The organism is Mitsuaria sp. 7 (genome assembly GCF_001653795.1).
In the GTDB taxonomy this organism is placed as follows: domain Bacteria; phylum Pseudomonadota; class Gammaproteobacteria; order Burkholderiales; family Burkholderiaceae_C; genus Roseateles.
The window spans coordinates 100399-122010 of sequence record NZ_CP011514.1; the positions used below are offsets into that span (position 1 = coordinate 100399).

Sequence of the window (21612 nt, forward strand, 5' to 3'; positions counted from 1 at the left end):
CCGATGCCTCACGTATCGACTTCCGCCCCGGTGAACGGCGCCTCCGCCGTCCAGGCCGCACAGGCCTTCTTCGACCAGCTCAACCGCGACTACGTCGCGGTGCACAAACGCAAGGAGGACCTGTTCTGGGCCACCTACATGGCCACCAGCGACGACCACGAGGGCTTCGGCCGCGCGGAGACCGACTACAAGGCCTTCATCTCCGATCCGGAGAAGCTGGGCGCGACCCGTGCGCATCTGGCCGCGGTGGAAGCCGCGCAGGGTGGCTCGGGCGCCGGTACCGATGCGGATGCGCGCCAGGCGTTGGCCCACGGGCTGCGCGGCTGGCTGGGCCTGTTCGAGGCCAACATCGTCGACAACGACGAAGGCCGCCGCCTGATGGCCGAACTGATCGAGGCGGAGCGGCTGCTCTTCGCCAGGCGCAAGGACTTCGCGCCGACGCACATCAACGACCGCGGCGAGACCGAGGCCGCCACGCTGACGATGCTGTCGACCAACGCGGCCACCAATCCGGACGAATCGCGCCGCCGCAGCTCCTACGAGGCGCTGCACGGCCTGGAGCGCTGGGTGCTGGAGAACGGCTTCCTCGAGATCGTCGCGCTGCGCAACCGGCTCGCCCGCGCGTTGGGCTTCCCCGACTACTTCGAGATGAAGCTGCGCAAGAACGAGCGCATGACGAAGGCGGAGCTCTTCGGCGTGCTCGACGACTTCGTTTCCCGCACCGGGGCGGCGCAGCAGCGCGCGCACGACGCGCTCGTCGCGAAGCACGGACCGGACGCGCTGGAACCCTGGAACCTGCGCTTCCACAGCGCCGGCGACGTGACCCGCCGCATGGACCCGTACATGCCCTTCGGCCCCGCGCTGCGGCGCTGGGTGCGGAGCTTCCGCCGGCTCGGCATCCAGTACCGCGGCGCGACGATGCGCCTGGACCTGCTGCAGCGCCCGGGCAAGTACCAGAACGGCTTCTGCCACGGCCCGCTGCCGACGTGGTTCGACGAGCAGGGACGCTGGCATGCCGGCGAGATCAACTTCACCGCCGAGGCCAAGCCCGATCAGGTCGGCAGCGGCGCGCGCGCGATGCTGACGCTGTTCCATGAAGGCGGCCATGCGGCCCACTTCGCCAACGTGACGCAGAACTCGCCGTGTTTCTCGCAGGAGTTCGCGCCGACCTCGATGGCCTATGCTGAGACGCAGTCGATGTTCTGCGACAGCCTGCTCGGCGACGCGGACTGGCTCAAGCGTTATGCGCGCACCGTCGACGGGCAGGCGATCCCCGACGAGCTGATCCACGACCGCATCGCGTCGGCGCAACCGATGCGCGCCTTCGACGAGCGCGCGATCGCGGTGGTGCCGTACTTCGAGGCGGCGCTGTATGCGATGCCCGACGAAGAGCGCACGCCGGAGGCCGTGCTCGCGCTGGCGCGCACGATGGAGCGACGCATCCAGGGCGTGGACCGCGCGCCGCGGCCGATCCTGGCGATCCCGCACCTGCTGAACCAGGAGTCGGCGGCGTCGTATCAGGGCTACCTGCTGGCCCACATGGCGGTCTACCAGACGCGGGCGTTCTTCCTGCAGCGCGACGGCTACCTCACGGACAACCCGGCCATCGGGCCGGCGCTCGCGCAGGCCTACTGGGCGCCGGGCAACAGCCTGTCGCATGACGCGACGCTGCGCCGGCTGACCGGCGAGGGCTTCTCGGCCCGCTACCTGGCCGAGGCCTGCGACGAGACCGTGGCGCAGGCCTGGGCGAAGGCGCAGGACTTGCTGGAAGCCTCCGAGCGCCGCGGCGAACGCACGGACGACGGCCCGCCGCTGGACGCGCATGTCCGCGTGGTCCATGGCGCGGAGCTGCTGGCCGACAACGGCGACGGCGACGCGACGGCGGAGCAGGCGATGTTCGAGCGCTTCGAGCACTGGATCAGCGCGAACTACGGGACGCCGGCGGCGTCGACCGCGGCCGCCGCGCACTGACGGCGTCGTGAAGTACCTGCAAGGTTATTCGCCGGCGCTGATCGCGCAGGCGCAGCAGTTGCTGGACGCGGGCGAGCTCGGCCCGCTGCTGGCGCGCAAGTACCCGGAGCCGCACGAGGTCCGCAGCGACAAGGCGCTGTTCGACTACACCCAGGACCTCAAGCAGCGCTTCATGCGCAACGCGGGGCCGCTGGCGCTGGTGGCTTATGACGCCAAGCTCAAGGTCATCCAGCACGCGCTGGGCACGCACACCCGGCAGGCGGTGGTGCACGGCAACCGGCTCAAGTCGCGGCGCGAGATCCGCGTCGCGACGCTGTTCCGCGAGGCGCCGGCCGAGTTCCTGAAGATGATCGTCGTGCACGAGCTCGCGCATCTGAAGGAGCTCGAGCACGACAAGGCGTTCTATGCGCTGTGCCACCACATGGAGGCGTCGTACTCGCAGCTGGAGTTCGACGTGCGCCTGTGGCTGAGCGTGCGCGATGCCGAGGAGAAGCGCGCGAAGCGCGAAGCGAAGGGCGCCGCCGACGCGCCCTGATCACGCTTCGGCGCGGGAGCCCCCCGTGGTTTGAACGAGCACCGGCGTGGTGTAGCTGGCGACCGCGGCCCGTAGCTGGTTCGCGAAGTTGTAGATGTCGTCCAGCGACTCCAGCGAAAACTGCTCTTCGTCCTTCGTCTCGTTGAACAGGCCGATCCTCAACTTCTGGATGTTGTTGAACCGCAGGCGGCAGATGGGCTTGCGGTTGTTGTCGTCCAGCAGGATGGCGCAGTAGCTCTGGGCATCCCGCATGACGACGCGACGTGTGGCGACCAGTTCCCGGACGATGGAACGGACGATATGGAATCCTTCCAGTTCCTCTGCGGTCGTCACGACCTGCGCTTCCTTGGCCGGGGTGTCCGCCGTCGCGGCTGGGGCGGCAGTCGCGGCAGTCGCAGAAGGCGCCACGGGAAGCGGGTCGATCAATGAAGGCGATTCGGGGCTCATCGCGCCCTTCAACCGATCGTTGATCTTCTCGCCGATGAGTTGCTCGAAGGCCTGACGCGTGATCGCGGTGAACTGTTCCTTCACCGAGGCAGTGAACTTCCTGCTGCCCAGCAGATCGGTCGACACCAGTCTCACGAAGTCTTCTGACGGCTGGGTCAGCCACTCGGCCAGGCGGGTCTGGATCGCACGCGTGTACTTCAGGTGGGTGGCCGTGTTGAGGATGTTCTCGACGTCGAACAGCGGCTTTGCAAACTTCTTCAGTTCCTCGACGTCGCGTTCATTGAAATCGAGGATGTTGAATTCGAAGAACGGCTTCTCGTCCATCTTGTTCGGCTTCTCCAGATCGGTGAAGAAGCGATAGATGAGACCGTTGGTGAGCACGCCGAATCGGGCGTCGGTGACGTGGAAGTACCGGAACAGCTGCCCTGCGTGATCGGTGCTGAGGCTCCCGCCTGACTTCTTGCATTCGAAAAGCATGATCGGCTTGCCGTCGCGAAGGATCGCGTAGTCGACCTTCTCGCCCTTCTTCATCCCGACGTCCGCATTCAGTTCCGGCGTCACTTCCATCGGATCGAAGACGTTGTAGCCGAGGATCTGGATGAACGGCATGACCATCGCATTCTTCGTGGCCTCCTCGGTCTGGATCATGTCCCGCGTATTGGCTATCCGGTTGGAGAGCACGCGAAGGTGGTCGATGAAGTCCATGTTTTCCTCCCTGATCTTTGATGCGCATTCATATCAGGTTGCCGTCGATGCGCGGGACAGGAACCACTCGCGCGTCCTCAAGGTTGAGGATGACCGGCCCGGCCGGGCGAGGGCGAAGGACGAGGGCTTCGGCGTGTTGCCGCTTTTTCGAGCAATCCAACCCCGAGCTTTGTGAATCAACGGCTTGCGCGCTCGCTGCGCAGGTTCTGCAGCGCGTTATCCACAGCCGGTGGGGACGATCCGCTATGCTGTCGGCCTTCTTGAACGTCGCCATCCACGGACGGCCGCCACGAGCGGCGCGCGCCTGTTTCCGGACTTGTCACCCCTGCCTCCAATGATTCTGCTGGCGCCCATGGAGGGCCTGCTGGACCACATGCTGCGCGACACGCTGACCCGTGTCGGCGGCGTGGACCGCTGCGTCTCCGAGTTCATCCGCATCACCGACCGGCTGCTGCCGCGCCGCGTGTTCACACGCATCGTGCCGGAGCTGCTCCACGGCGGACGCACGCGCGCCGGCGTGCCGGTGCGGGCGCAGCTGCTCGGCTCCGACCCGCAGTGCCTGGCGGAGAACGCCGCGCGGCTCGCCGAGCTCGATCCGGAAGGCATCGACCTCAACTTCGGCTGCCCGGCCAAGACGGTGAACCGGCATCGCGGCGGCGCCGTGCTGCTCGACGAGCCGGAACTGGTCGGCGAGATCGTCGCCGCGGTGCGTCGCGCCGTGCCGGCGCACCTGCCGGTGTCGGCCAAGATGAGGCTCGGCAACGAGGACCGCGGACGCATGCTCGATTGCGCCCGAGCGATCGAGGCGGCCGGCGCGTCGGAGCTGGTCGTGCACGGCCGGACCAAGCGCGACGGCTACAAGCCGCCGGCCTACTGGGACCAGATCGGCGTGCTTCGCGAGGCCGTCGGCATCAACGTCGTCGCCAACGGCGAGGTGTGGACCGTCGAGGACGCGCTGCGCTGCCTGGAGGAGTCCGGCTGCACGTCGCTGATGCTGGGCCGCGGGATGGTGGCCGATCCGGGTCTGGCGCTCGCGGTGCGCGCGGCGCTGGGTCGCTCACAGGGCAACGGGCAGGACGCCACCGCGCTGCCCTGGTCGGACGTGATCCCGCTGATGGAGGGCTTCTTCGCCCAGGTGCGCCGCAACGTGGCGACGCGCCACCAGGCGGGCCGGCTCAAGCAGTGGCTGCACTACCTGCGCCGCCACTATCCGGAAGCCGAGGAGACCCACCAGCGCGTCCGCACGATCAACGCCCCCGACGTGATGGCGATGACGCTGTTCGGCCGCACGCTGGACCCGGTGGCGCCGCCGGACGCCGACCTCGATGCAGATTTCGATGAACAACAAGACAGCGACTCGCTGATCGCCGCATGAACCCTTATCGACTGACTTCGCGCCTGCTGGCGCTCGCCGCCGCATTGGCGCCGGTGCTGACCACCGCCGCCACGCCCGCCACGCCCGTGACGCCGCTGACGCTCGAACGCGTCCTCGGTGATCCACCGCTGCAGGGCCGTCTGGTGCGCCAGGCCGAGATCTCGCCCGACGGCGCGTGGGTCAGCTATCTGCGACCCTCGGAGACCGACAGCGAGCAGCTCGAGCTGTGGGCGCAGCCCGCGGCCGGCGGCGCGCCGCGCAAGCTGGTGTCGGCGGCGGACGTGCTCGGCGGTCGCAGCCAGCAACTGACCGAGGCGGAACGCATGGCGCTGGAGCGCAAGCGCATCTCGCAGGGCGGCATCACCAGCTACCAGTGGTGCGGCCCGTCGGGCAAGGCGCTGCTGTTCCCGCTGTCGGGCGACCTGTACCTGGTGCGACTCGGCGAGCAGGGCCCGAAGGCGCAGCGGCTCACGAACGACGAGCAGGTCCCGGAGCAGGATCCGACCTGCTCGCCCGACGGCAGCCGCATCGCCTATGTGAAGGGCGGTGAGCTGTGGGTGCAGGCGCTCGAGGGCGACGGCGCTGCGCGCGCGCTGACGAAGGGCGCGACGGAGACGCGTTTCTGGGGCCTGGCAGAATTCATCGCGGCCGAGGAACTGAGCCGTCAGCGCGGTTACTGGTGGTCGCCGGACGGCACGCAGTTGCTGGCGTTGAACGTCGACGAACGCGACGTGCCGGTGAAGACGCGCGCGCAGATATTCTCCGACCGCACGACGATGACGCAGCAGCGCTATCCGGGCGCAGGCGAGAACAACGCGCGTGTGACCGCATGGACGCTGCAGGTGTCGGACGGCCGCATGACGCCGCTGCCCTTGCCCTCGGATGCCGAATACATCGCCCGCGCCGGCTGGTTCGGCGACGGCACGCCGTGGCTGCAGACGCTGACGCGCGACCAGCACAAGCTGGCGCTGACCGAATACGCGCACGGCGCCGGCCCGGGCCGCACCGTGATCGACGAGCGCGATCCGGCATGGGTCGAGGTGCACGACGACCTGCAGGAGATCGACGGCCTGACGCTGTCGGGCCAGCCCGCGCTGTTGTGGTCCAGCGAGTCCTCGGGCCGCCGGCAGCTGGTGCTGGTGGACCGCCGCACCGGCGAGCGCCGCCCGCTGACGGACGAGCCCGAGCCGGTCGCGCATCGCGTGTGCAGCGACGGCAAGACGGTGGTCTACGCAGCGGCGCGCGATCGCGGCCGTTCGCGCGAGCTGTTCGCGATCGACTTGAACGGCACGAGCCGTCCGCTCGACGGCGCGCAGCCGCGCCAATGGCGCGACGCCCGCGGTGACGGCGATTGCGCGCGGTTGCTGGTCACGCGCGGCGCATGGGGCGAGCCGCCGGCGCTGTCGCTGCAGGCGGTGAAGGCCGGCGCGAAGCCGGTGGCCCTGCCGGGCGACGCGCCGGACGCGCTGCTCGCGCGCATCGTGCCCAAGCCCGAGGTGGTCGACATCACCGCCGCCGATGGCCGCACGCCGCTGAACGCGCTGTACTTCGCACCGCTGGACGGCAAGGCCGGCCCGCATCCGGTGATCGCGATGGCCTACGGCGGCCCCGGCACCTCGACCACGAATTGGAACTGGAGCCGCGACACCGCGCTGATCGCCTACTGGCAGCGCCGCGGCTACGGCGTGTTCACGCTCGACACGCGCGGCATGCAGAACCGCGACCGCGAGTTCACGCGCGCGCATCGGCTGGCCTTCGGCGCGGTCGACGTGAACGACCTGTTCGCCGCGGTGCGCCAGCTGCCGAAGCAGGTCCCGGGCGTGGATCCGAAGCGGATCGGCTTCTTCGGCTGGTCCTACGGCGGCTTCCTCGCCGAACGCGCGATGCTGGACGCCGACACGCCGCTGGCCTCCGCCGTGGCGGTCGCGCCGCCGACGGACTGGACGCTCTACGACACGGCCTACACCGAGCGCTACCTGGGCATGCCGCAGGACGGCAAGGGTGGCCAGACCGAGGCGTACGGGCAGTCCAACCTGGTGCTGCGCGCGAAGCTGCTGAGCAAGCCGCTGCTGATCGTGCACGGCACGGCGGACGACAACGTGCTGTTCGAGCACACGCTGCGCCTGACCGAGGCGCTGCAGAACGAGGCGCGGCCGTTCGAACTGATGATCTATCCGGGCAAGGCGCACGGCATCGCGGGGCGCAGCGCGAAGCTGCACCTGTACCGCACGATCGACGCCTTCTTCGCGAAGACGCTGGCGCGCTGAGCGCCGGCCTCACAGGACAGGAGCGGAGCGATGGCGCTGGTGTATTCGACGAACGGCGGGCGCGTGTGCCCGGACTGCCGGCAGGCGCAGGCCGACTGCCGCTGCAAGGCGCAGGCGGCCAACGCGCTGCTGGGCGACGGCAAGGTGCGCGTGCGCCGCGAGACGGCGGGCCGCAAGGGCAAGGGCGTGACGGTCATCCTCGGTCTGCCGATGACGGCGGCGGACCTGACGGACACGGCCAAGAAACTCAAGGCCGCCTGCGGCAGCGGCGGCACCGTCAAGGACGGCACGATCGAGATCCAGGGCGATCACCTGGACAAGGTGATGGCCTGGCTGACGACGGCGGGATTCGCGCCGAAGAAGGCGGGCGGCTGAGGCTCAAACCCTCAACGTGAGGGTGTGCCAGCGTGTCCCCGTCGCGCTCAACACCGCATCGCTGACTGATTGGGCAACGACCGAGAAGCCGAGCGGCGCCAGCAGCTCCTCGACGCGCTTCGGCGCGTGATTCGTGAATCGACGACCGTCGACATCGCGGCCTTCGACCAAGGTGCCGTCGAGTTGCTCCGGCAGCGCCAGCAGCATCACCGTGCCATCCGCGGCACGACGCCCATCGTCTGAGCGCCTCAGCGTCGAGGCCAACGCGGCCAGCGATGCCTGAAGGTCGTCCTCGCCGACATGCATCAGCACGGCGCTGCACACCACGCCGTCGAATCCCTCCGGCGCCACGTCGGCGAACGGCTGGCCCAGGCCGGGCAGGGCGCCGTCGCGCAGACGGCCGGCCAGTGCCGGGAACTGCACGAGCGCCCGTGCGCGCATCTCCTCGCTCGGCTCGACGCCATAAGCGTCCAGCCCGGCCGCCAGCATCCCGGCGACGTCGCGCCCCGCGCCCGCCCCGACATCCAGCACGCGGCTGCCGCGCGGCAGCGCCGCCTCGACGACGGGCAGCATCGCGCTGCGCGTCGACTCGGGCTGCGTGACGAGGCGGTCGGCGTATCGCCGGTAGAAGTCGTCGGTGCGAGGGTCCTTGGCATCCATGTTTTCCATGATGCCGCAGCCCGGCCGGACCGTCCCCGCGGACCCCGGGCGAATACCGGCACGCGAGTGAGGGGTCGGGTTGCAATCAGTGACGCGAGTTGCGACGTTTGCACGTGCGGTCCCTGGGACGGCGTCCTAATGTTGCGTCGTCCGGCCCCACCTCCCCGTGGGCCGCGGAGACCGTCCATGAGTCCTTCCCAGTTCGGTGCGCTCCAGCGCGACACAGGCTCCCACAGCAGCCACGGCCATCGCTTCAACCATGGCCACCACCATGGCCAGCACCATGGCACCGGCCGCTACCTGCTGCGGTTCGAGTCGCTCTTCCACGCCGGCCGCGGCCTGTCCTTCCCGTGCGACGAGCGGGGTCAGGTCACGCTCGACCTGCTCAGCGAGCAGGCCCGCGAGAACTACCTCTTCGCCCGCGCGGTCGTCGGCCACGAGTACGCGACGCCGGTGGTCCAGCGCTGCGACGAGTGATCGTCTCGCGCGGCGTCGGCGCTCAAGGCGCCTTCGCCGCGTTTGATCTCAGCGCCCCGCGAGCTGCGCCGCGTCGTACTGCCCCAGCACCCACTGCAGGCCCGCCAGATGCTGCTGGTCGTGGCTGCACAGGTAGTGCACCAGCGACTTGAAGGTCAGCGGGCCATAACCCTCGAAGCGCGCCCTGCGCTTCAGCTGTTCGGGCGTGATCGACGCCAGCAGCGCCAGCGTCTCCTGGCGCGCCGCGGCAAACGCGGCCAGCGCCGCCGCCGGATCGTCCTCCCCGTAGCGCCGCTCGCGCGCCAGTGCTTCCGTGTCCAGCGAGGGCAGCAGCGGATCGTCTTCGCCCAGCGTTCGGCGGATGCGCTGCTGGTAGCCGTCGATCTCGATGTCGCGCACGTGGCAGACCTGCTCGATCGCGGTCAGCGGCTCGCTCGGCACGCCGTCCCATGAGGGCGGCGCCCAGTGCCGCGCTTCAACGGGGAAGAGCGCGAAATGCGCCGCCAGCTGCGCGGGAAAGGCCGCGAGCGCGTCCAGCGTGACGCGGTCGATGGCGGAGCCGGAGAAGGCGGACGATGAGGATGGCGTGGCGATGGCTGTCATGCCAGCGATATTAGGGCGCCGGACTGCGGGACAATGCCGCGTTTTCCGTTCCCCTAAGCACGACCCCGTCATGAGCGACACCACCCGCCCCGAACTGCCCGACCACCTGTCCGTCGATCCCCGCAGCCCGCATCACGTCGCCGCCGTGTTCGAGCACGACATCGGCATCCTCTTCAACGGCAAGGAGCGCAAGGATGTCGAGGAGTACTGCATCTCCGAAGGCTGGATCAAGGTCCCCGCCGGACGCACGCTGGACCGCAAGGGCCAGCCGATGATGATCAAACTCAAGGGCAAGGTCGAGGCGTTCTACAAGTGACGTCCTTGCCGCGGGTCACACCCGCGGCCAGCTGATCGCCACCCACAGGCCGCCGCCTTCGCGGTTGCCCATCGCGATCCGGCCGCCGTGCGCCTCGGCGATCTCGCGCGCGAGCGCCAGCCCGAGCCCGCTGCCGCTGCGCTTGGTCGAGTAGAACGGCATCAGCGCCTGCGACAGCTGCGTCTCGGTCATGCCGGGGCCGCGGTCGCCGACCTCGATGCGCCAGTCCTCGCGCGCCACGCCGACACCGACGCTCAGGCTCACGCCTTCCGGCGCGCTGCCGGACTCGTGCGCGTTCTTCAGCAGGTTGATCAGCGCCTGCTCCATCTGCGCGGCGTCGAAACGCCCCGGCACCGCGGGCAACTCCCCCATCAGCACGAAGCCGTAGTGCGCGCCCAGCGATTCGATGAAGGGCGGCCAGTCGACCGGCGCCAGCAGCGGCGCCGGCAGTTTCGCGAAGCTCGCGTAGCCGGCCAGGAACTGGTGCAGGTGCTTCGCGCGGTCGCCGATGCTGGCGAAGACACCGGGCACGCGCTCATGCATGCCGCGTCGCGACAGCTCCGCGCCGCTGTGCGCCAGCGACGAGATCGGCGCCAGCGAGTTGTTCAGCTCGTGGCTGATCACGCGGATCACGCGCTTCCAGCTCGCGACCTCCTGCCGCGACAGCTCCTTCGTCATGCGGCGCAGCAGGCGCAGGCGGTGCGGCTGGCCCTGCAGCCGGAAGTCGCGCATCGACAGGTGGTAGCGCTCCTCCTGCCCGTCCTGCATGACGCTGAACAGCCCGTCCTGCGCGCCCGCGAAGGCCAGGCGCAGGTCCTCCGGCGCGTCGGCCAGGACCTCGGCCAGCCCGCGTCCCGCCAGGCTGCGCCCCTGGTCCATCAGCTGCCGCGCGGCGATGTTGGCGTAGGCGATGCCCTCGTTCGCATCGGTCAGCAGCAGCGCCACCGGCGTGTTCTGCACCACCGTGTCCAGCAGCAGCTCCCGCTGCGCGAGGTGTCGGCGCTGCTCGCGCAGGGCCACGCCCAGCTCGCTGTGCAGTCGCGTGAGCGTCGACAGCTCCGACAGGCCGCCGGGCGGATCGGCCGCGATGCCGCTGCCGAACTCGCCGTCGCGGTAGCTGAGCACCGTGCTCTCCAGCGCCCGCAGCAGCCGCGCGAGCGGCATCAGCAGCAGGCTGGCCAGCCCCCAGACGATGGGCAGCATGAGCAGGAAGGTCAAGCCGACCGCGGTGAAACTCCAGGTGTCCGGCGCCTCGTGGCCCGCCGATCGCAGCAGCTGCGGGACCGGCCACAGCGTCAGGGTCAGGTGGATGGAGACCGCCGCGACGGCCGCGGCGATCAGGCACAGCGCCAGGCGCATGTGCAGCGAGCGATGCCAGCGCGCGTGCCCGGCGGAGTGCCCTGCCGAGTGGCGGGCCGAGTCCTGGGTCGGAGGCTGGACTGCAGGCCCGTTCGAGCGCGACGGCGCCTCCGTCATCCGGCGTCCAGCCCGTAGCGCTCCATACGCCGGTAGAGCGCCTGGCGCGACAGCCCCAACGACTGCGCCGCCCGGCTGATCACGCCCGACGCGGATTCCAGCGCCGCGACCACGGCCTCGCGGCTCGGTTCGTCGAGGTTGCGCGAAGCCAGCGGCGACGCAGTCGGCAGGGCCAGGTCTTGCTCACCGATCACGCGGCCCGGCGCCAGCAGCGCGGCGCGTTCGATGGCGTTCTTCAGCTCGCGGACGTTGCCCGGCCAGGGATGCGCCATCAGCGCCTCGCGGGCGCTGTCGCTCAAGCTCGCGCGGCCGGCGAGGAAATGCTCCGCCAGCGGCAGGATGTCGGGCACGCGCTCGGCCAGTCCCGGCAGCGCGACCTCGATCACGTTGAGCCGGTAGTACAGATCCTCGCGGAAGGTGCCGGCGCGCACCATCGCGCGCAGGTCCGAGTTGGTCGCCGAGATCACCCGCACCGTCGTCTGCCGCGAGCGGCTCGATCCCAGGCGCTCGAAGCGTCCCGTCTCCAGTACGCGCAGCAGCTTCACCTGGCCGGCCAGCGGCAGGTTGCCGATCTCGTCGAGGAACAGGGTGCCGCCGTCGGCGGCCTCGAAGCGGCCCTCGCGCGCGCGGGCCGCGCCGGTGAAGGCGCCGCTCTCGGCGCCGAAGAGCTCGGCCTCGATCAGGTCGCCCGGCAGCGCGCCGCAGTTGATCGCGACGAAGGGGCCGTCGGCCACCGCCGAGTTGGCGTGCACGATCGCCGCGACGCGTTCCTTGCCGCTGCCGTTCGGGCCGGTGACCAGCACCGGCGCGGCCGAGCGCGCCACCTGGCACGCGAGCTCCAGGCAGCGCAGCAGCGCCGGCGATTCGACGACCAGGCCGTCGAGCCGGTAGCGGCGGTGCAGCTCGTCGCGGCGCTGGCGCTGCTCCTGCCGGCTCTCGCGCAGCGCGCGGCCGTTCTCGGCCAGCTCCAGCAGGTTCTCGACCGTGGCCAGCAGCTTGGCGTCGTCCCAGGGCTTGGCGAGGTAGTCCGCCGCGCCGGCCTTCACCAGCGCCACCGCCTGCTCCAGCTGGGTCCAGGCGGTCAGCAGGATGATGGGGAGGTCCGGATGCCGTTCGCGCAGTTGCTGGAAGAGCTCGCGACCTTCCTCGCCCGAGGTGGTGTCGGCGCTGAAGTTCATGTCCTGGATCACCAGGTCGACGCGGCGCTGCGCCAGCAGGGCCAGGCCTTCGGCCGGCGACGCGGCGTAGAGCGCCTCGATGTCGTGCAGCGAGAGCAGCAGCGACAGCGCCTCGCCGACACCGGCGTGGTCATCGATGATCAGGACGGTTCTCATTGGAGGCGCAGCATAAAGCGGAAAACGGCGCGAGAGACTCGCGCCGGAGAGCCGCCCCCGCGGGAACGGGAGCGGCGGAACGGCGTCGATCGGGCGGTCAGCCGCCGCGCAGCGCGGCCACCGGCGGCAGCGCCGCGGCGCGGCGTGCCGGTCCGAACACCGCGATCTGGCCCAGCGCCCACAACACCAGCGCCCCGATCGGCAGGTAGACGAAGGGCAGGCGCGGCAGCTCGTAGCTCCGCATCAGCAGCAGGCTGATGCCGTACGCGCCGACCATGCCCAGCACGATGCCCAGGGTCGACAGCAGCAGGTTCTCGGTCTGGAAGTAGCGCAGGATCTGGCCGCGCGTGGCGCCCAGCGCGCGCCGCGTGCCGATCATGCGCGTGCGCTGCTGCACCCAGAAACTGGCCAGGCCGACGATGCCGAAAGCCGTCACCACCAGCAGCCCGACGCAGACACCCGCCAGCAACTGGATCATCGAGCGGTCCTGGCGGTAGTAGTCGTTGCGCTGCTTGATGAAGGTCTCCTGCTCCCGGATGACGCGACGCAGGCCCGGGCTGTTGCCGAGCAGCTTCTCTCCCGCGGCCTTCAACACGGCTTCGGGACTGGCGCCGGGCGCGACGCGGATCATGAAGGTGCCGCCGCGGAAGCTCGGCTGCACCGGCATCAGCATCGTGTGCAGCGCGTTCTCGTCCTGCGAGCCCGGGCTGGGCGAGGCCAGGTTCTCCACCACGCCGACGATGCGCTGCGGCTCGTTGCCGTAGACGTAGATCGCCTTGCCCAGCGCGGATTCACCGGGGAACAGCCGCTCGGCCATGCGCTTGTTGATGATCGTCGCCGGCACGCGCGGGTCGAGATTGGTATCCAGGGTCGAACCCAGCACGAACTCATCCGGCTGGAAGTCGCGGCCCTCGACCAGATGCAGCCCCATCGTCGAGATGAAGCCCGGCCCGGCCGTGTAGTGGCCAGCCACCACGCGGCTGGACGTGTTCCGGTCAGCGGTGAGCCGCACGCTGGAGTTGCTGGAGTTGCGGCCGAACGGGTACTGGTTGGTCAGGCTCGCCGACACCACGCCAGGCACCTGCCGCAGCGCCACGAGGTCGGCCTGCGTCTGCGGCTCGGGGTTCTCCACCCGGGCCATGCTCGACAGGGAGAGCACCACCAGCGCGTCTTCGGCCATGCCGGTGGGGGCGACGATGCGTTCGATGCGCTGGGCGATCAGGAACAGGGCGTTGCAGACGATCGCGCAGGTCAGCGCGATCTGCAGCACGATGAGCCCGGCGGCGGTCTTGTGACGCTTGAGCGTCGAGAGGATGGGCAGGATGTCCATGGGCGTGATCTCCTTGACTCGTCGGTAGTGCGGCGGCGCGTCAGTGCGTCATTGCGTCTTGAGCTGGATGGCGGGCGTGATCTGGCAGGCGCGCCACGCGGGCAGCAGGCCGGCCATCACGCTGGCCGCCAGCGAGACACCCAGCGTGGTCGCCAGCATCTCCCAGTCCAGCTGTGCGAGCTGGGCGTAGTCCGACGGGTTCTGTCGCACCACCCACAGCCCGACCCAGGTCAGCGCCAGTCCCAGCAGCCCGCCGACCAGGCCCAGCGTGCCGGCTTCGACGAGGAACTGCAGAAAGATCTGCCGACGCGGCGCGCCGAGCGCGCGGCGCACGCCGATCTCACCGCTGCGACGCAGGCACTTCGCCAGCAGCAGGCCGACGGTGTTGGTCAGGCAGACGACGAGGAAACCGAAGGCCAGCCACACCTGCAGCCGGATGTCGCTGGGCACGACCTTGCGCTGGTTGAGCCAGTCCATCACCGAACTCAGTTTCGGATTGGGCGGGCGCTCGAACCGGCCCGCCTCGCGCTGCTGGTCGGAGTACTGCGTCAGATAGGTCCGGTAGTCCGCGACCTGCTGGGGCGTGTCCAGCTGGACCCAGTACTGCAGCCAGGCGCACGGCGTGTTCAGCGCGCGAGGATCCTGGCCGTTGGTGTCTCCCCAGCAGCTCATGTTGCCGGCACCGCCGAAGCGCAGTCCCAGCGAGGTGGACAGCGGAATGTAGGCATCGGCCGGCTTGGCGTAGGCGCCCAGCGTCAGGTCGAAGAAATGCGGCGCGGGCCGCCACGGCTTGAGCACGCCGACGATGGTGAAGTCCTTGTCGCGCAGCCTCAGCGTCTTGCCGCGACTGTCGGCGCCGCCGAAGAGCTTGTCGTTGAGCTCGCTCGAGATCACCGTCACGCGCGCCTCGGCGCCGTCGTCCGCGGCCGTCCAGCCGGCGCCGAACTTGAAGGGCGTCTCGAACATCGCGAAGAAGTCGGCGGAGGTGAATCGCGCGCCGGTGAAGAACGGCGGTTGCGCCGCGTCGCCCGAACCGGCGGGGTCGATCGCGAGGAAGGCCCCGGTCATCACCACCTGATGCACGCCGCGCTTTGCGCGCAGCAACTGCTCGGCGTCGAAGCGGGTCACTTGAAGCACCGGCTCGTCGCCGGGTTTCCAGTCGCGCTTGGACTCGGCGTCGAGCTGCACGTTGAAGAGTCTGGCGCTCTTGTGCGGGATCGGGTCGCCGGACATGACGTGGAACACCGTCAGCGTCGTCATGCAGGCGGCCACGCCCATCGCGATCGACAGCAGCATCAGCGCCGTCAGGCCGCGGTGGCTGCGCATGGCGCGCAGGGCGAGTTCGAGGTAGTAGGTCAGCATGGGGAGTCCTCTCTCATCTCACGGCTTGACGGGCGGAAGGGTCTTGACCGGTTGCGCGGGCACTGACGTCGATGTCGATGTCGATGTCGGTTGCGGCGCCGGCGCGGCATTCAGCAGCGTGTTCACGGATGCCAGCTCGGACTCGCCGAGCGCGCCGGCCGCCTGCTGCAGCAGCAGCTTGGACAGCACGTAGCGGTGGCGCGCCTGCTCCCAGGCGTTGCGGGCGTTGCTCTGCGTCTGGATCGACAGCAGCAGGTCGGTCAGCGTGCGCAGGCCGAGGTCCAGGCCGCTGCGCGTCGAGGCCAGCGCCTTCTCGGCGGCCTGCACCGCGGCGCCGGCGGTGCGCATCTGGCTCAGCGCGGACAGCACCGCCTGGTACTGGGCCTGCGTCTCGCGCGTCATGGATCGGCGCGCGCTTTCGAGGTCGTCGCGCAACTGCTCGCGCTGGTAGATCGCCTGGCGCTTCTGCGACTCGGTCGCGCCGCCGGCGAAGATCGGGATCGTCAGCTTCAGGCCGACGGTCGTCGTGTAGCGGCCGGCGTCCTGCGGCGCGACGGCCGGGCCGGACAGGCGTTGGCCGTCGAGGCCCGCGCTCAAGGTCGGCAGGTGCGCGGCGCGCGCGGCGGCGACGCGCTGGTCCCCGGCGCTCACCGCCAGCGCGGCGGCCTGCAGCGACGGGTTGTCGCGCAGCGCCTGCGTCACCCAGGCTTCGGGATCGGCCGGGTCGGGCATCACCATCGCGAGGTCGGGCGCGAGCGGCTTGAGTTCGCCCGGCATGCGGCCGGTGATCTGCGCGAGCGCCTGGCGCGCGTCCAGGAGATCCTCGCGCACCGAGGCCGTGGTGCCGCGCGCGAGCTCGTAATACGCGCGGCTCTGCTCGACGTCGAGCGAGGCGGACAGCTGCACGTTGAAGCGCGACTGCGCCTGCGCGACCTGCTGGCCGTACACGTCCTCGATCGCCTGCGCGGTCTGCAGCGTGGCCTGCGCGGTCAGCACGCCGAAGTAGGCGCGGGCGACGCGGGCGCACAGGTCGGCTTCCGCCGCGCGCACGCGGGCGTCCTCGGCGGTGGCCAGCGTCTTGGCCGCGTCCCAGCTGCGCAGCCGGCTCAGGTCGACGAGGACCTGGTTCAGGCTGTGCGTCAGCTGGTGCTGGCGGCCGTCGTCGCGGACGTGGGATTCGCTCAGCTGCGCGGACCACTGCGGCAGCAGCTGCGCGCGGGCCTGGACGGCGAGCTCCTGCTGCTCGCCGCGCACGGCGCGCGCGCCGGCCAGCAGGGGGTCGGCGGAGCGGGCCTGCGCGTAGATCTCCAGCAGGTCCTCGGCGGCGGCCGGCAGGCAGCAGCCGGCGCAGAGCAGGGCCGCCGCGATCGCCGGGAGCCGGACCATCGTCGACAGCACCGAACGCGACCGATGCGTCGAGCGTGCCGGATGATCCGGGTGCATCGAATGCGCCGACACCGGTGATCTCCTCGAAGGGAAGGGCAGTCTCATGGTCGGGCGCAGGCTCAGGCCGAGGTCGGCGTGGTGGGGGTGAGGGGCTTGGCGGCGCGCAGCAGCTCGGGGTCCATGTGGAGCTCGGCGGCGATGTCGACGACCTGGCCGTCGATCACGTGCACGTTGCGCTGCGCGCGGGCGGCGAGCTGCGGATCGTGGGTGACCATGACGATGGTGGCGCCGTCGCGGTGCAGCTCTTCGAGCAGGTCCATCACGCTGCGCGCCATCGCGCTGTCGAGGTTGCCGGTCGGCTCGTCGGCGAGCAGCAGGCGCGGCGAGCCGGCCAGCGCGCGGGCGATGGCCACGCGCTGCTGCTGGCCGCCGGACAGCTCGGCGGGGTAGTGGCGCTCGCGCGCCGACAGCCCGACGCGGGCCAGCGCGTCGCGGGCGCGCTGCTGGCGCTCGGCGGCCTTCATGCCGCGGTAGCGCAGCGGGACCTCGATGTTGTCCAGCACGTTGAGGTCGGGGATCAGGTTGAAGGCCTGGAAGATGAAGCCGATCTTCTCGTTGCGCATGCGCGAACGCTGCGTGTCGTCCATGCCGCTGACGTCCACGCCGTCGAGCTGATAACGGCCGCCGGTGAAGGCTTCGAGCAGACCGGCGATGGTCAGGAAGGTCGTCTTGCCCGAGCCCGACGGCCCGGTCACCGCGACGAACTCGCCTTCGCGCACGTCCAGGTTGAACTCGCGCAGGGCGTAGGTCTCGATCATTTCGGTGCGGTAGACCTTGGAGAGCGATTGCATCTTCAGCATGAGGTTCCTCGCGAACGTTGAAGGGTGGAATTCGTTGAAGGGAAGCGTGGGATCGGGCGTCGGCCGACGGGGCGGGCAGGCGTGTCGCTCAGGGGCTCAGCCTCACGGACTCAAGGTCACGCGCTCGGCGCCCTCGAAGGACTGCGTGCCGGAGACGATGACCTGCTCGCCGGGCTTGAGGCCTTCCAGGATCTCGACCTTGGACAGGCTCTGCGCGCCCAGGCGGATCGGGCGCTTGACCGCCTGGCCGTCCTGCACGACGTAGACGAAGCGGCCGCCGCCGTCCTCGACGAAGCTGCCGCGCGCGACGGTCAGCACCTTGTCGCGCTTGTCCAGCAGCACGCGCACCGACAGGCGCTGGTTCTGACGGAGCTGATCGGGCGTGGCGCCGTCGAAGCGCAGCCGCGCGGCGACCTCGTTGTTGACGACTTCCGGCGACACCGTGCTGACCAGGCCCTTCCACTGCCGGCCGTTGCCGGAGATCTCGCCGGGCATGCCAATGGCGAGGTCGCGGGCGAAGCTCTCGGGCACCTGCATCTGCACTTCCAGCGCGGTCAGATCGACGACGGTGAGCAGGCCCACGCCGGCCGCGACGTTGGCGCGTTCGGCCACGAGCAACTGGCCGACCTGGCCGTCCACCGGCGAGTGCAGCTCGAGTTCGGCGACCTGGCGCTCCAGGTCCTTCACCAGCAGCTGCTGGCGCTGCAGCGCCTGCTGCTTGGACTGGAGTTCGAACTTCAGGCTGTCGTCCTTGAGGCCGAGGCCGGCCTGCGCGTGGGCGGCGGTGATGCGGGCCTTCTCCATCGCGTCGCGGGCCTTCTCGACCTGCATGCCGGCGACGGCGCCGGCGTCGAAGGCCTTGGTCTGGCGGTCGAGGTCATTGCGCGCGGTCTGCAGGTCGATCGCGGCGTTCTCATACGCGGAGCGCAGGGCGGCGCGCTGCTCGCGGCCGTCGACCTCGGCGCGCAGCGCTTCGGTCCGCAGCGCGTCGGCGTTGCTCTGCTCCTGGGCCAGCTTGGCGCGCAGGTCGGGGCTGTCGATGACGCCGAGCAACTGGTTCTTCGCGACCTTGTCGCCGGCCTTCACCTTGAGCACCAGGTTGCCGCCGTGCAGCGCGTAGACGGTGGGGCTCATCGCGGCGACGACCTTGCCTTCACCGGCGACATCACGCACCAGCGGTCCGATCTCGACGGGGGCCACCGACAGGCGTTGCAGGCTGACCGAGTTGCCGCTGCCCAGCATCCGTTGCACGGCGGGCGCGGCGGCGAACGCGGCGATCAGCAGTCCCGCGCCGGCCAGCGCCAGCCAGAGGCGGCGGCGTCCCTTGGGGCGGGCGAGGGGAACGTCCTGTGCGGAGGTGTCGCGAATCATGAAGGTGTCCGGGTGCGGCGTCGTGTGATCGATGCCGCACTTGTTCGCAAGCGGCGTGCCACCTGGCGGAGCCGTCGAATTCCTTTTCAGATCAACGGGTTGTCGCGGGACGCCGGGCGAAGATCAGTGTCCGCGGACACTCCGCGGACGCCGGGTGGACAGACCCGGACACCGCCGCGACCCTGCGAACGGACATCCTCTGGGCAGGGCGCCCAATGGCCTGCAGGCGCAAGCGGCGGCACGTCGCTCTGCATGCCCGCGCCATGGTCTGCCGCCCGACCCGCCAGGACACTGGCGGCTTGTCCCACCCTCTGGAGTTTTGCCGTGCGCCTGTCCTTGATCCTCGAGGAACTGTTCAACGCTGCGCCGCCGCCGCCGTTCGTTCCCAATGCGTTTTCGCCCTTCTACGGACTTTTCGGACTCAACCTTTTCGGATACGGATCCATCGGTCACACCTCCTGGCTCACGTCCAAGCCAGCGACCTGTGACGTCGGGCCCTACGCGGCGCCGTTCGGCCTGTCGAGCAGATGCGAGGACACGGTCACTGCGAGCGATCGTGAGTTCGAGCTGGTGCGGGACGCTTTCACTTCGGCGTTCCGCGGGGTGGCTGCGTGGGCGGCCCAGCAGCAGGCGACGACGCATGACAAATCCATCGATGCGAAAGCAGCGGATCTGCCGCCTATCCTCATCAAGGAAACGCCGGACATGTTCCGTCAGTCGACGGCGGCGTCTGACCTTGTGGGGACGGGGGGCGTGCCGGCCGGATTGGGGGACACGACGTTCGTCCCCGGCAATTCGCCGATCTGAGCCGGACGCCGCGCGTCCGGCAGGACGCTCGTCCTTTACTTCGCGAAGCTGTCGCGCAGCCCGGTGATCTTGTTGAACACCGGCGCTCCCGCGCGGTGGTCGACGCGGTCGGCGACGAAGTAGCCGTGACGCTCGAACTGGACCTTGGTGTCCGGCGCAGCGTCCTTCAGCGAGGGCTCCAGGTAGCCGTGCGTCACGCGCTTGGCGTCCGGGTTCAGCAGCTCCAGGAAGTTGCGGTCGCCGGCGTCGGGCTGCGCCTCGGTGAACAGGCGGTCGTACAGGCGCAGCTCGGTGGCGATGCCTTCGTGCGCGCCCACCCAGGTGATGACGCCCTTGACCTTGACCGCGTCCGCGCCGGGCGTGCCGCTCTTCGTGTCGGGGACCAGCTTCGCGAGCACCGCGGTGATGGTGCCGTCGGCGTCCTTCTCGCAGCCGGTGCACTCGATGATGTAGCCGTACTTCAGCCGCGCCTTGTTGCCGGGGAACAGACGGTGGTAGCCCTTGGACGGGACTTCCATGAAGTCCTCGCGCTCGATCCAGAGTTCCGGGCCGAGGCTGAACGCGCGCGTGCCGAGTTCCGGCACATGCGGATGGGCGGGGGCGGCGCAGGGCTCGCGGTGATCGGCCGAGCCGAAGATCTCCGCGTAGTTCTCGAGCTTGAGCTTCACCGGATCCAGCACCGCCATCGCGCGGGCGGCCTTGCCCTCGAGGTCGGCGCGCAGGTAGCCGTCCAGCACCGAGTAGTCGATCCAGGCGTTGGTCTTGGACGCGCCGGTGCTCTCGACCATCGCGCGGATCGCTTCCGGCGTGTAGCCGCGACGGCGCATGCCGACCAGCGTGGGCAGGCGCGGATCGTCCCAGCCGTCCACGTGGCCCTCGTCGACCAGCTGGCGCAGCTTGCGCTTGCTGGTGACGACGTAGGTCAGGTTCAGCCGGCCGAACTCATATTGATGCGGCAGCGGGCGGGCCAGCAGCCCGCCTTCGGCCAGGTGTTCGACGAGCCAGTCGTAGAACGGGCGCTGGTCCTCGAACTCCAGCGTGCAGACGCTGTGGGTGATGCACTCCAGCGCGTCCTCGATCGGATGCGCGTAGGTGTACATCGGGTAGATGCACCACTGGTCGCCGGTGTTGTGGTGCGTCGCGCGGCGGATGCGGTACAGCGCCGGGTCGCGCAGGTTGATGTTGGGCGACGCCATGTCGATCTTGGCGCGCAGCACCATGGACCCGTCCGGGTGCTTCCCGTCGCGCATCTCGCGCAGGCGGGTCAGGTGTTGCTCGGGCGTGCGGTCGCGGAAGGGGCTGTTGGTGCCCGGCGTGCCGAAGTCGCCGCGGTTGGCGCGCATGTCCTCGGGGGACTGCTCGTCGACGTAGGCCAGGCCTTGCGACACCAGGTACTCGGCGCCCCGGTACATCAGGTCGAAGTAGTTGCTGGCGTAGAACAGGTGGGAGGTCTCGTGGCCGCCCGCGTCCGTGGCGTCCCAGCGCCAGCCCAGCCACGCGACCATCTCCTTGATCGCGTCGACGTACTCCTGCTCTTCCTTCTCCGGGTTGGTGTCGTCGAAACGCAGGTGGCAGACGCCGCCGTAGTCGCGCGCCAGGCCGAAGTTCAGGCAGATCGACTTGGCGTGGCCGATGTGCAGGTAGCCGTTGGGCTCGGGCGGGAAGCGGGTGCGGATCCTGGCCGGGTCCAGCGGACCGGCGGCGTGGTGCGCCGCGTCGCCCGGGCTGCCGCCGAAGTGGCGCGCCGGCTGGAAGCCCTGCTCCAGGTCGCGCTCGATGATGGCGCGCAGGAAGTTGCTGGGCTTGACGGCGGCGTCCGTCTTGTCGGGCGCGGAAGCGCCGGCGGTCTTGTCAGGGCTGGACATCGATGGGTGAAGTCTCGAAGAGAGGCGGATGATTCTACGTGGGGGCAGGCGAGGCCTTCCTGGAGATGGGTTGTTCGTGTCGCGGGCCGT

At 69.9% G+C, this 21612-nt stretch carries 20 protein-coding genes; 9 read left to right on the forward strand and 11 right to left on the reverse strand.

Annotated elements, in window-relative coordinates; genetic code table 11:
• The first annotated feature begins 3 nt into the window (after positions 1 to 3).
• Positions 4 to 1971: a M3 family metallopeptidase gene (locus tag ABE85_RS28185; protein ID WP_067269088.1), complete on the forward strand. Its 1968-nt coding sequence runs from the start codon at positions 4 to 6 to the stop codon at positions 1969 to 1971.
• Positions 1972 to 1978: 7 nt separating this feature from the next.
• Positions 1979 to 2506: a YgjP-like metallopeptidase domain-containing protein gene (locus ABE85_RS00435; protein WP_067269090.1), complete on the forward strand. Its 528-nt coding sequence runs from the start codon at positions 1979 to 1981 to the stop codon at positions 2504 to 2506.
• On the opposite strand, the gene ABE85_RS00440 is transcribed toward ABE85_RS00435, so the two are convergent.
• Positions 2507 to 3658, reverse strand: coding sequence for a type I restriction endonuclease (locus ABE85_RS00440; RefSeq protein ID WP_067269097.1), 1152 nt, complete (start codon positions 3656 to 3658; stop codon positions 2507 to 2509).
• On the opposite strand from ABE85_RS00440, the gene ABE85_RS27235 reads away from it, so the two are divergent.
• From ABE85_RS27235 to ABE85_RS00455, 4 genes are all read left to right on the forward strand, one after another.
• Positions 3657 to 3833: a hypothetical protein gene (locus tag ABE85_RS27235; RefSeq protein ID WP_157521806.1), complete on the forward strand. Its 177-nt coding sequence runs from the start codon at positions 3657 to 3659 to the stop codon at positions 3831 to 3833. The genes ABE85_RS00440 and ABE85_RS27235 overlap by 2 nt on opposite strands.
• Before the next feature lie 159 nt (positions 3834 to 3992).
• Complete coding sequence (locus ABE85_RS00445; RefSeq protein ID WP_067269099.1) at positions 3993 to 5033, forward strand: tRNA-dihydrouridine synthase; 1041 nt, start codon at positions 3993 to 3995, stop codon at positions 5031 to 5033.
• On the forward strand, positions 5030 to 7300 hold the full coding sequence (locus ABE85_RS00450) for an alpha/beta fold hydrolase (RefSeq protein ID WP_067269101.1): 2271 nt from the start codon (positions 5030 to 5032) through the stop codon (positions 7298 to 7300). Before ABE85_RS00445 ends, ABE85_RS00450 begins: the two co-directional genes overlap by 4 nt.
• A 30-nt stretch (positions 7301 to 7330) precedes the next feature.
• Positions 7331 to 7675, forward strand: a complete 345-nt coding sequence (locus ABE85_RS00455) for a translation initiation factor Sui1 (protein ID WP_067269103.1) — start codon at positions 7331 to 7333, stop codon at positions 7673 to 7675.
• A 3-nt stretch (positions 7676 to 7678) separates the two neighbouring features.
• Here ABE85_RS00455 and ABE85_RS00460 read toward each other — a convergent pair whose 3' ends face one another.
• On the reverse strand, positions 7679 to 8335 hold the full coding sequence (locus tag ABE85_RS00460) for a bifunctional 2-polyprenyl-6-hydroxyphenol methylase/3-demethylubiquinol 3-O-methyltransferase UbiG (protein ID WP_067269105.1): 657 nt from the start codon (positions 8333 to 8335) through the stop codon (positions 7679 to 7681).
• Positions 8336 to 8521: 186 nt separating this feature from the next.
• Here ABE85_RS00460 and ABE85_RS00465 point away from each other — a divergent pair, with 186 nt between their 5' ends.
• Positions 8522 to 8812, forward strand: a complete 291-nt coding sequence (locus ABE85_RS00465) for a hypothetical protein (protein ID WP_067269107.1) — start codon at positions 8522 to 8524, stop codon at positions 8810 to 8812.
• Between the two features lie 48 nt (positions 8813 to 8860).
• Here ABE85_RS00465 and ABE85_RS00470 read toward each other — a convergent pair whose 3' ends face one another.
• On the reverse strand, positions 8861 to 9415 hold the full coding sequence (locus ABE85_RS00470) for a DinB family protein (RefSeq protein WP_082938178.1): 555 nt from the start codon (positions 9413 to 9415) through the stop codon (positions 8861 to 8863).
• Between the two features lie 70 nt (positions 9416 to 9485).
• Here ABE85_RS00470 and ABE85_RS00475 point away from each other — a divergent pair, with 70 nt between their 5' ends.
• Positions 9486 to 9731, forward strand: coding sequence for a DUF3297 family protein (locus ABE85_RS00475; RefSeq protein WP_067269109.1), 246 nt, complete (start codon positions 9486 to 9488; stop codon positions 9729 to 9731).
• 15 nt (positions 9732 to 9746) lie between these two features.
• Here ABE85_RS00475 and ABE85_RS00480 read toward each other — a convergent pair whose 3' ends face one another.
• From ABE85_RS00480 to ABE85_RS00510, 7 genes are all read right to left on the reverse strand, one after another.
• Complete coding sequence (locus ABE85_RS00480) at positions 9747 to 11090, reverse strand: PAS domain-containing sensor histidine kinase (protein ID WP_067281539.1); 1344 nt, start codon at positions 11088 to 11090, stop codon at positions 9747 to 9749.
• Between the two features lie 113 nt (positions 11091 to 11203).
• Positions 11204 to 12541: a sigma-54 dependent transcriptional regulator gene (locus tag ABE85_RS00485; protein ID WP_067269111.1), complete on the reverse strand. Its 1338-nt coding sequence runs from the start codon at positions 12539 to 12541 to the stop codon at positions 11204 to 11206.
• Between the two features lie 97 nt (positions 12542 to 12638).
• Positions 12639 to 13871 carry an ABC transporter permease gene (locus ABE85_RS00490; protein WP_067269112.1) on the reverse strand — a complete coding sequence of 411 codons (1233 nt, stop codon included), beginning with the start codon at positions 13869 to 13871 and terminating at the stop codon, positions 12639 to 12641.
• A 48-nt stretch (positions 13872 to 13919) separates the two neighbouring features.
• Positions 13920 to 15233: an ABC transporter permease gene (locus ABE85_RS00495; protein WP_067269114.1), complete on the reverse strand. Its 1314-nt coding sequence runs from the start codon at positions 15231 to 15233 to the stop codon at positions 13920 to 13922.
• 18 nt (positions 15234 to 15251) lie between these two features.
• Positions 15252 to 16691, reverse strand: coding sequence for a TolC family outer membrane protein (locus ABE85_RS00500; RefSeq protein WP_067269116.1), 1440 nt, complete (start codon positions 16689 to 16691; stop codon positions 15252 to 15254).
• A gap of 47 nt (positions 16692 to 16738) precedes the next feature.
• Positions 16739 to 17479, reverse strand: a complete 741-nt coding sequence (locus ABE85_RS00505; RefSeq protein WP_067269118.1) for an ABC transporter ATP-binding protein — start codon at positions 17477 to 17479, stop codon at positions 16739 to 16741.
• A gap of 102 nt (positions 17480 to 17581) precedes the next feature.
• Positions 17582 to 18850 carry an efflux RND transporter periplasmic adaptor subunit gene (locus ABE85_RS00510; protein WP_067269120.1) on the reverse strand — a complete coding sequence of 423 codons (1269 nt, stop codon included), beginning with the start codon at positions 18848 to 18850 and terminating at the stop codon, positions 17582 to 17584.
• Between the two features lie 324 nt (positions 18851 to 19174).
• Here ABE85_RS00510 and ABE85_RS00515 point away from each other — a divergent pair, with 324 nt between their 5' ends.
• A complete protein-coding gene (locus tag ABE85_RS00515; RefSeq protein WP_067269122.1) occupies positions 19175 to 19657 on the forward strand; it encodes a hypothetical protein in 483 nt (160 codons plus the stop codon).
• A gap of 35 nt (positions 19658 to 19692) precedes the next feature.
• Here ABE85_RS00515 and ABE85_RS00520 read toward each other — a convergent pair whose 3' ends face one another.
• The gene (locus ABE85_RS00520) at positions 19693 to 21522 is read right to left on the reverse strand and encodes a glutamine--tRNA ligase/YqeY domain fusion protein (RefSeq protein WP_067269124.1); all 1830 of its coding nucleotides are present in this window, start codon (positions 21520 to 21522) and stop codon (positions 19693 to 19695) included.
• Between the last annotated feature and the right edge of the window lie 90 nt (positions 21523 to 21612).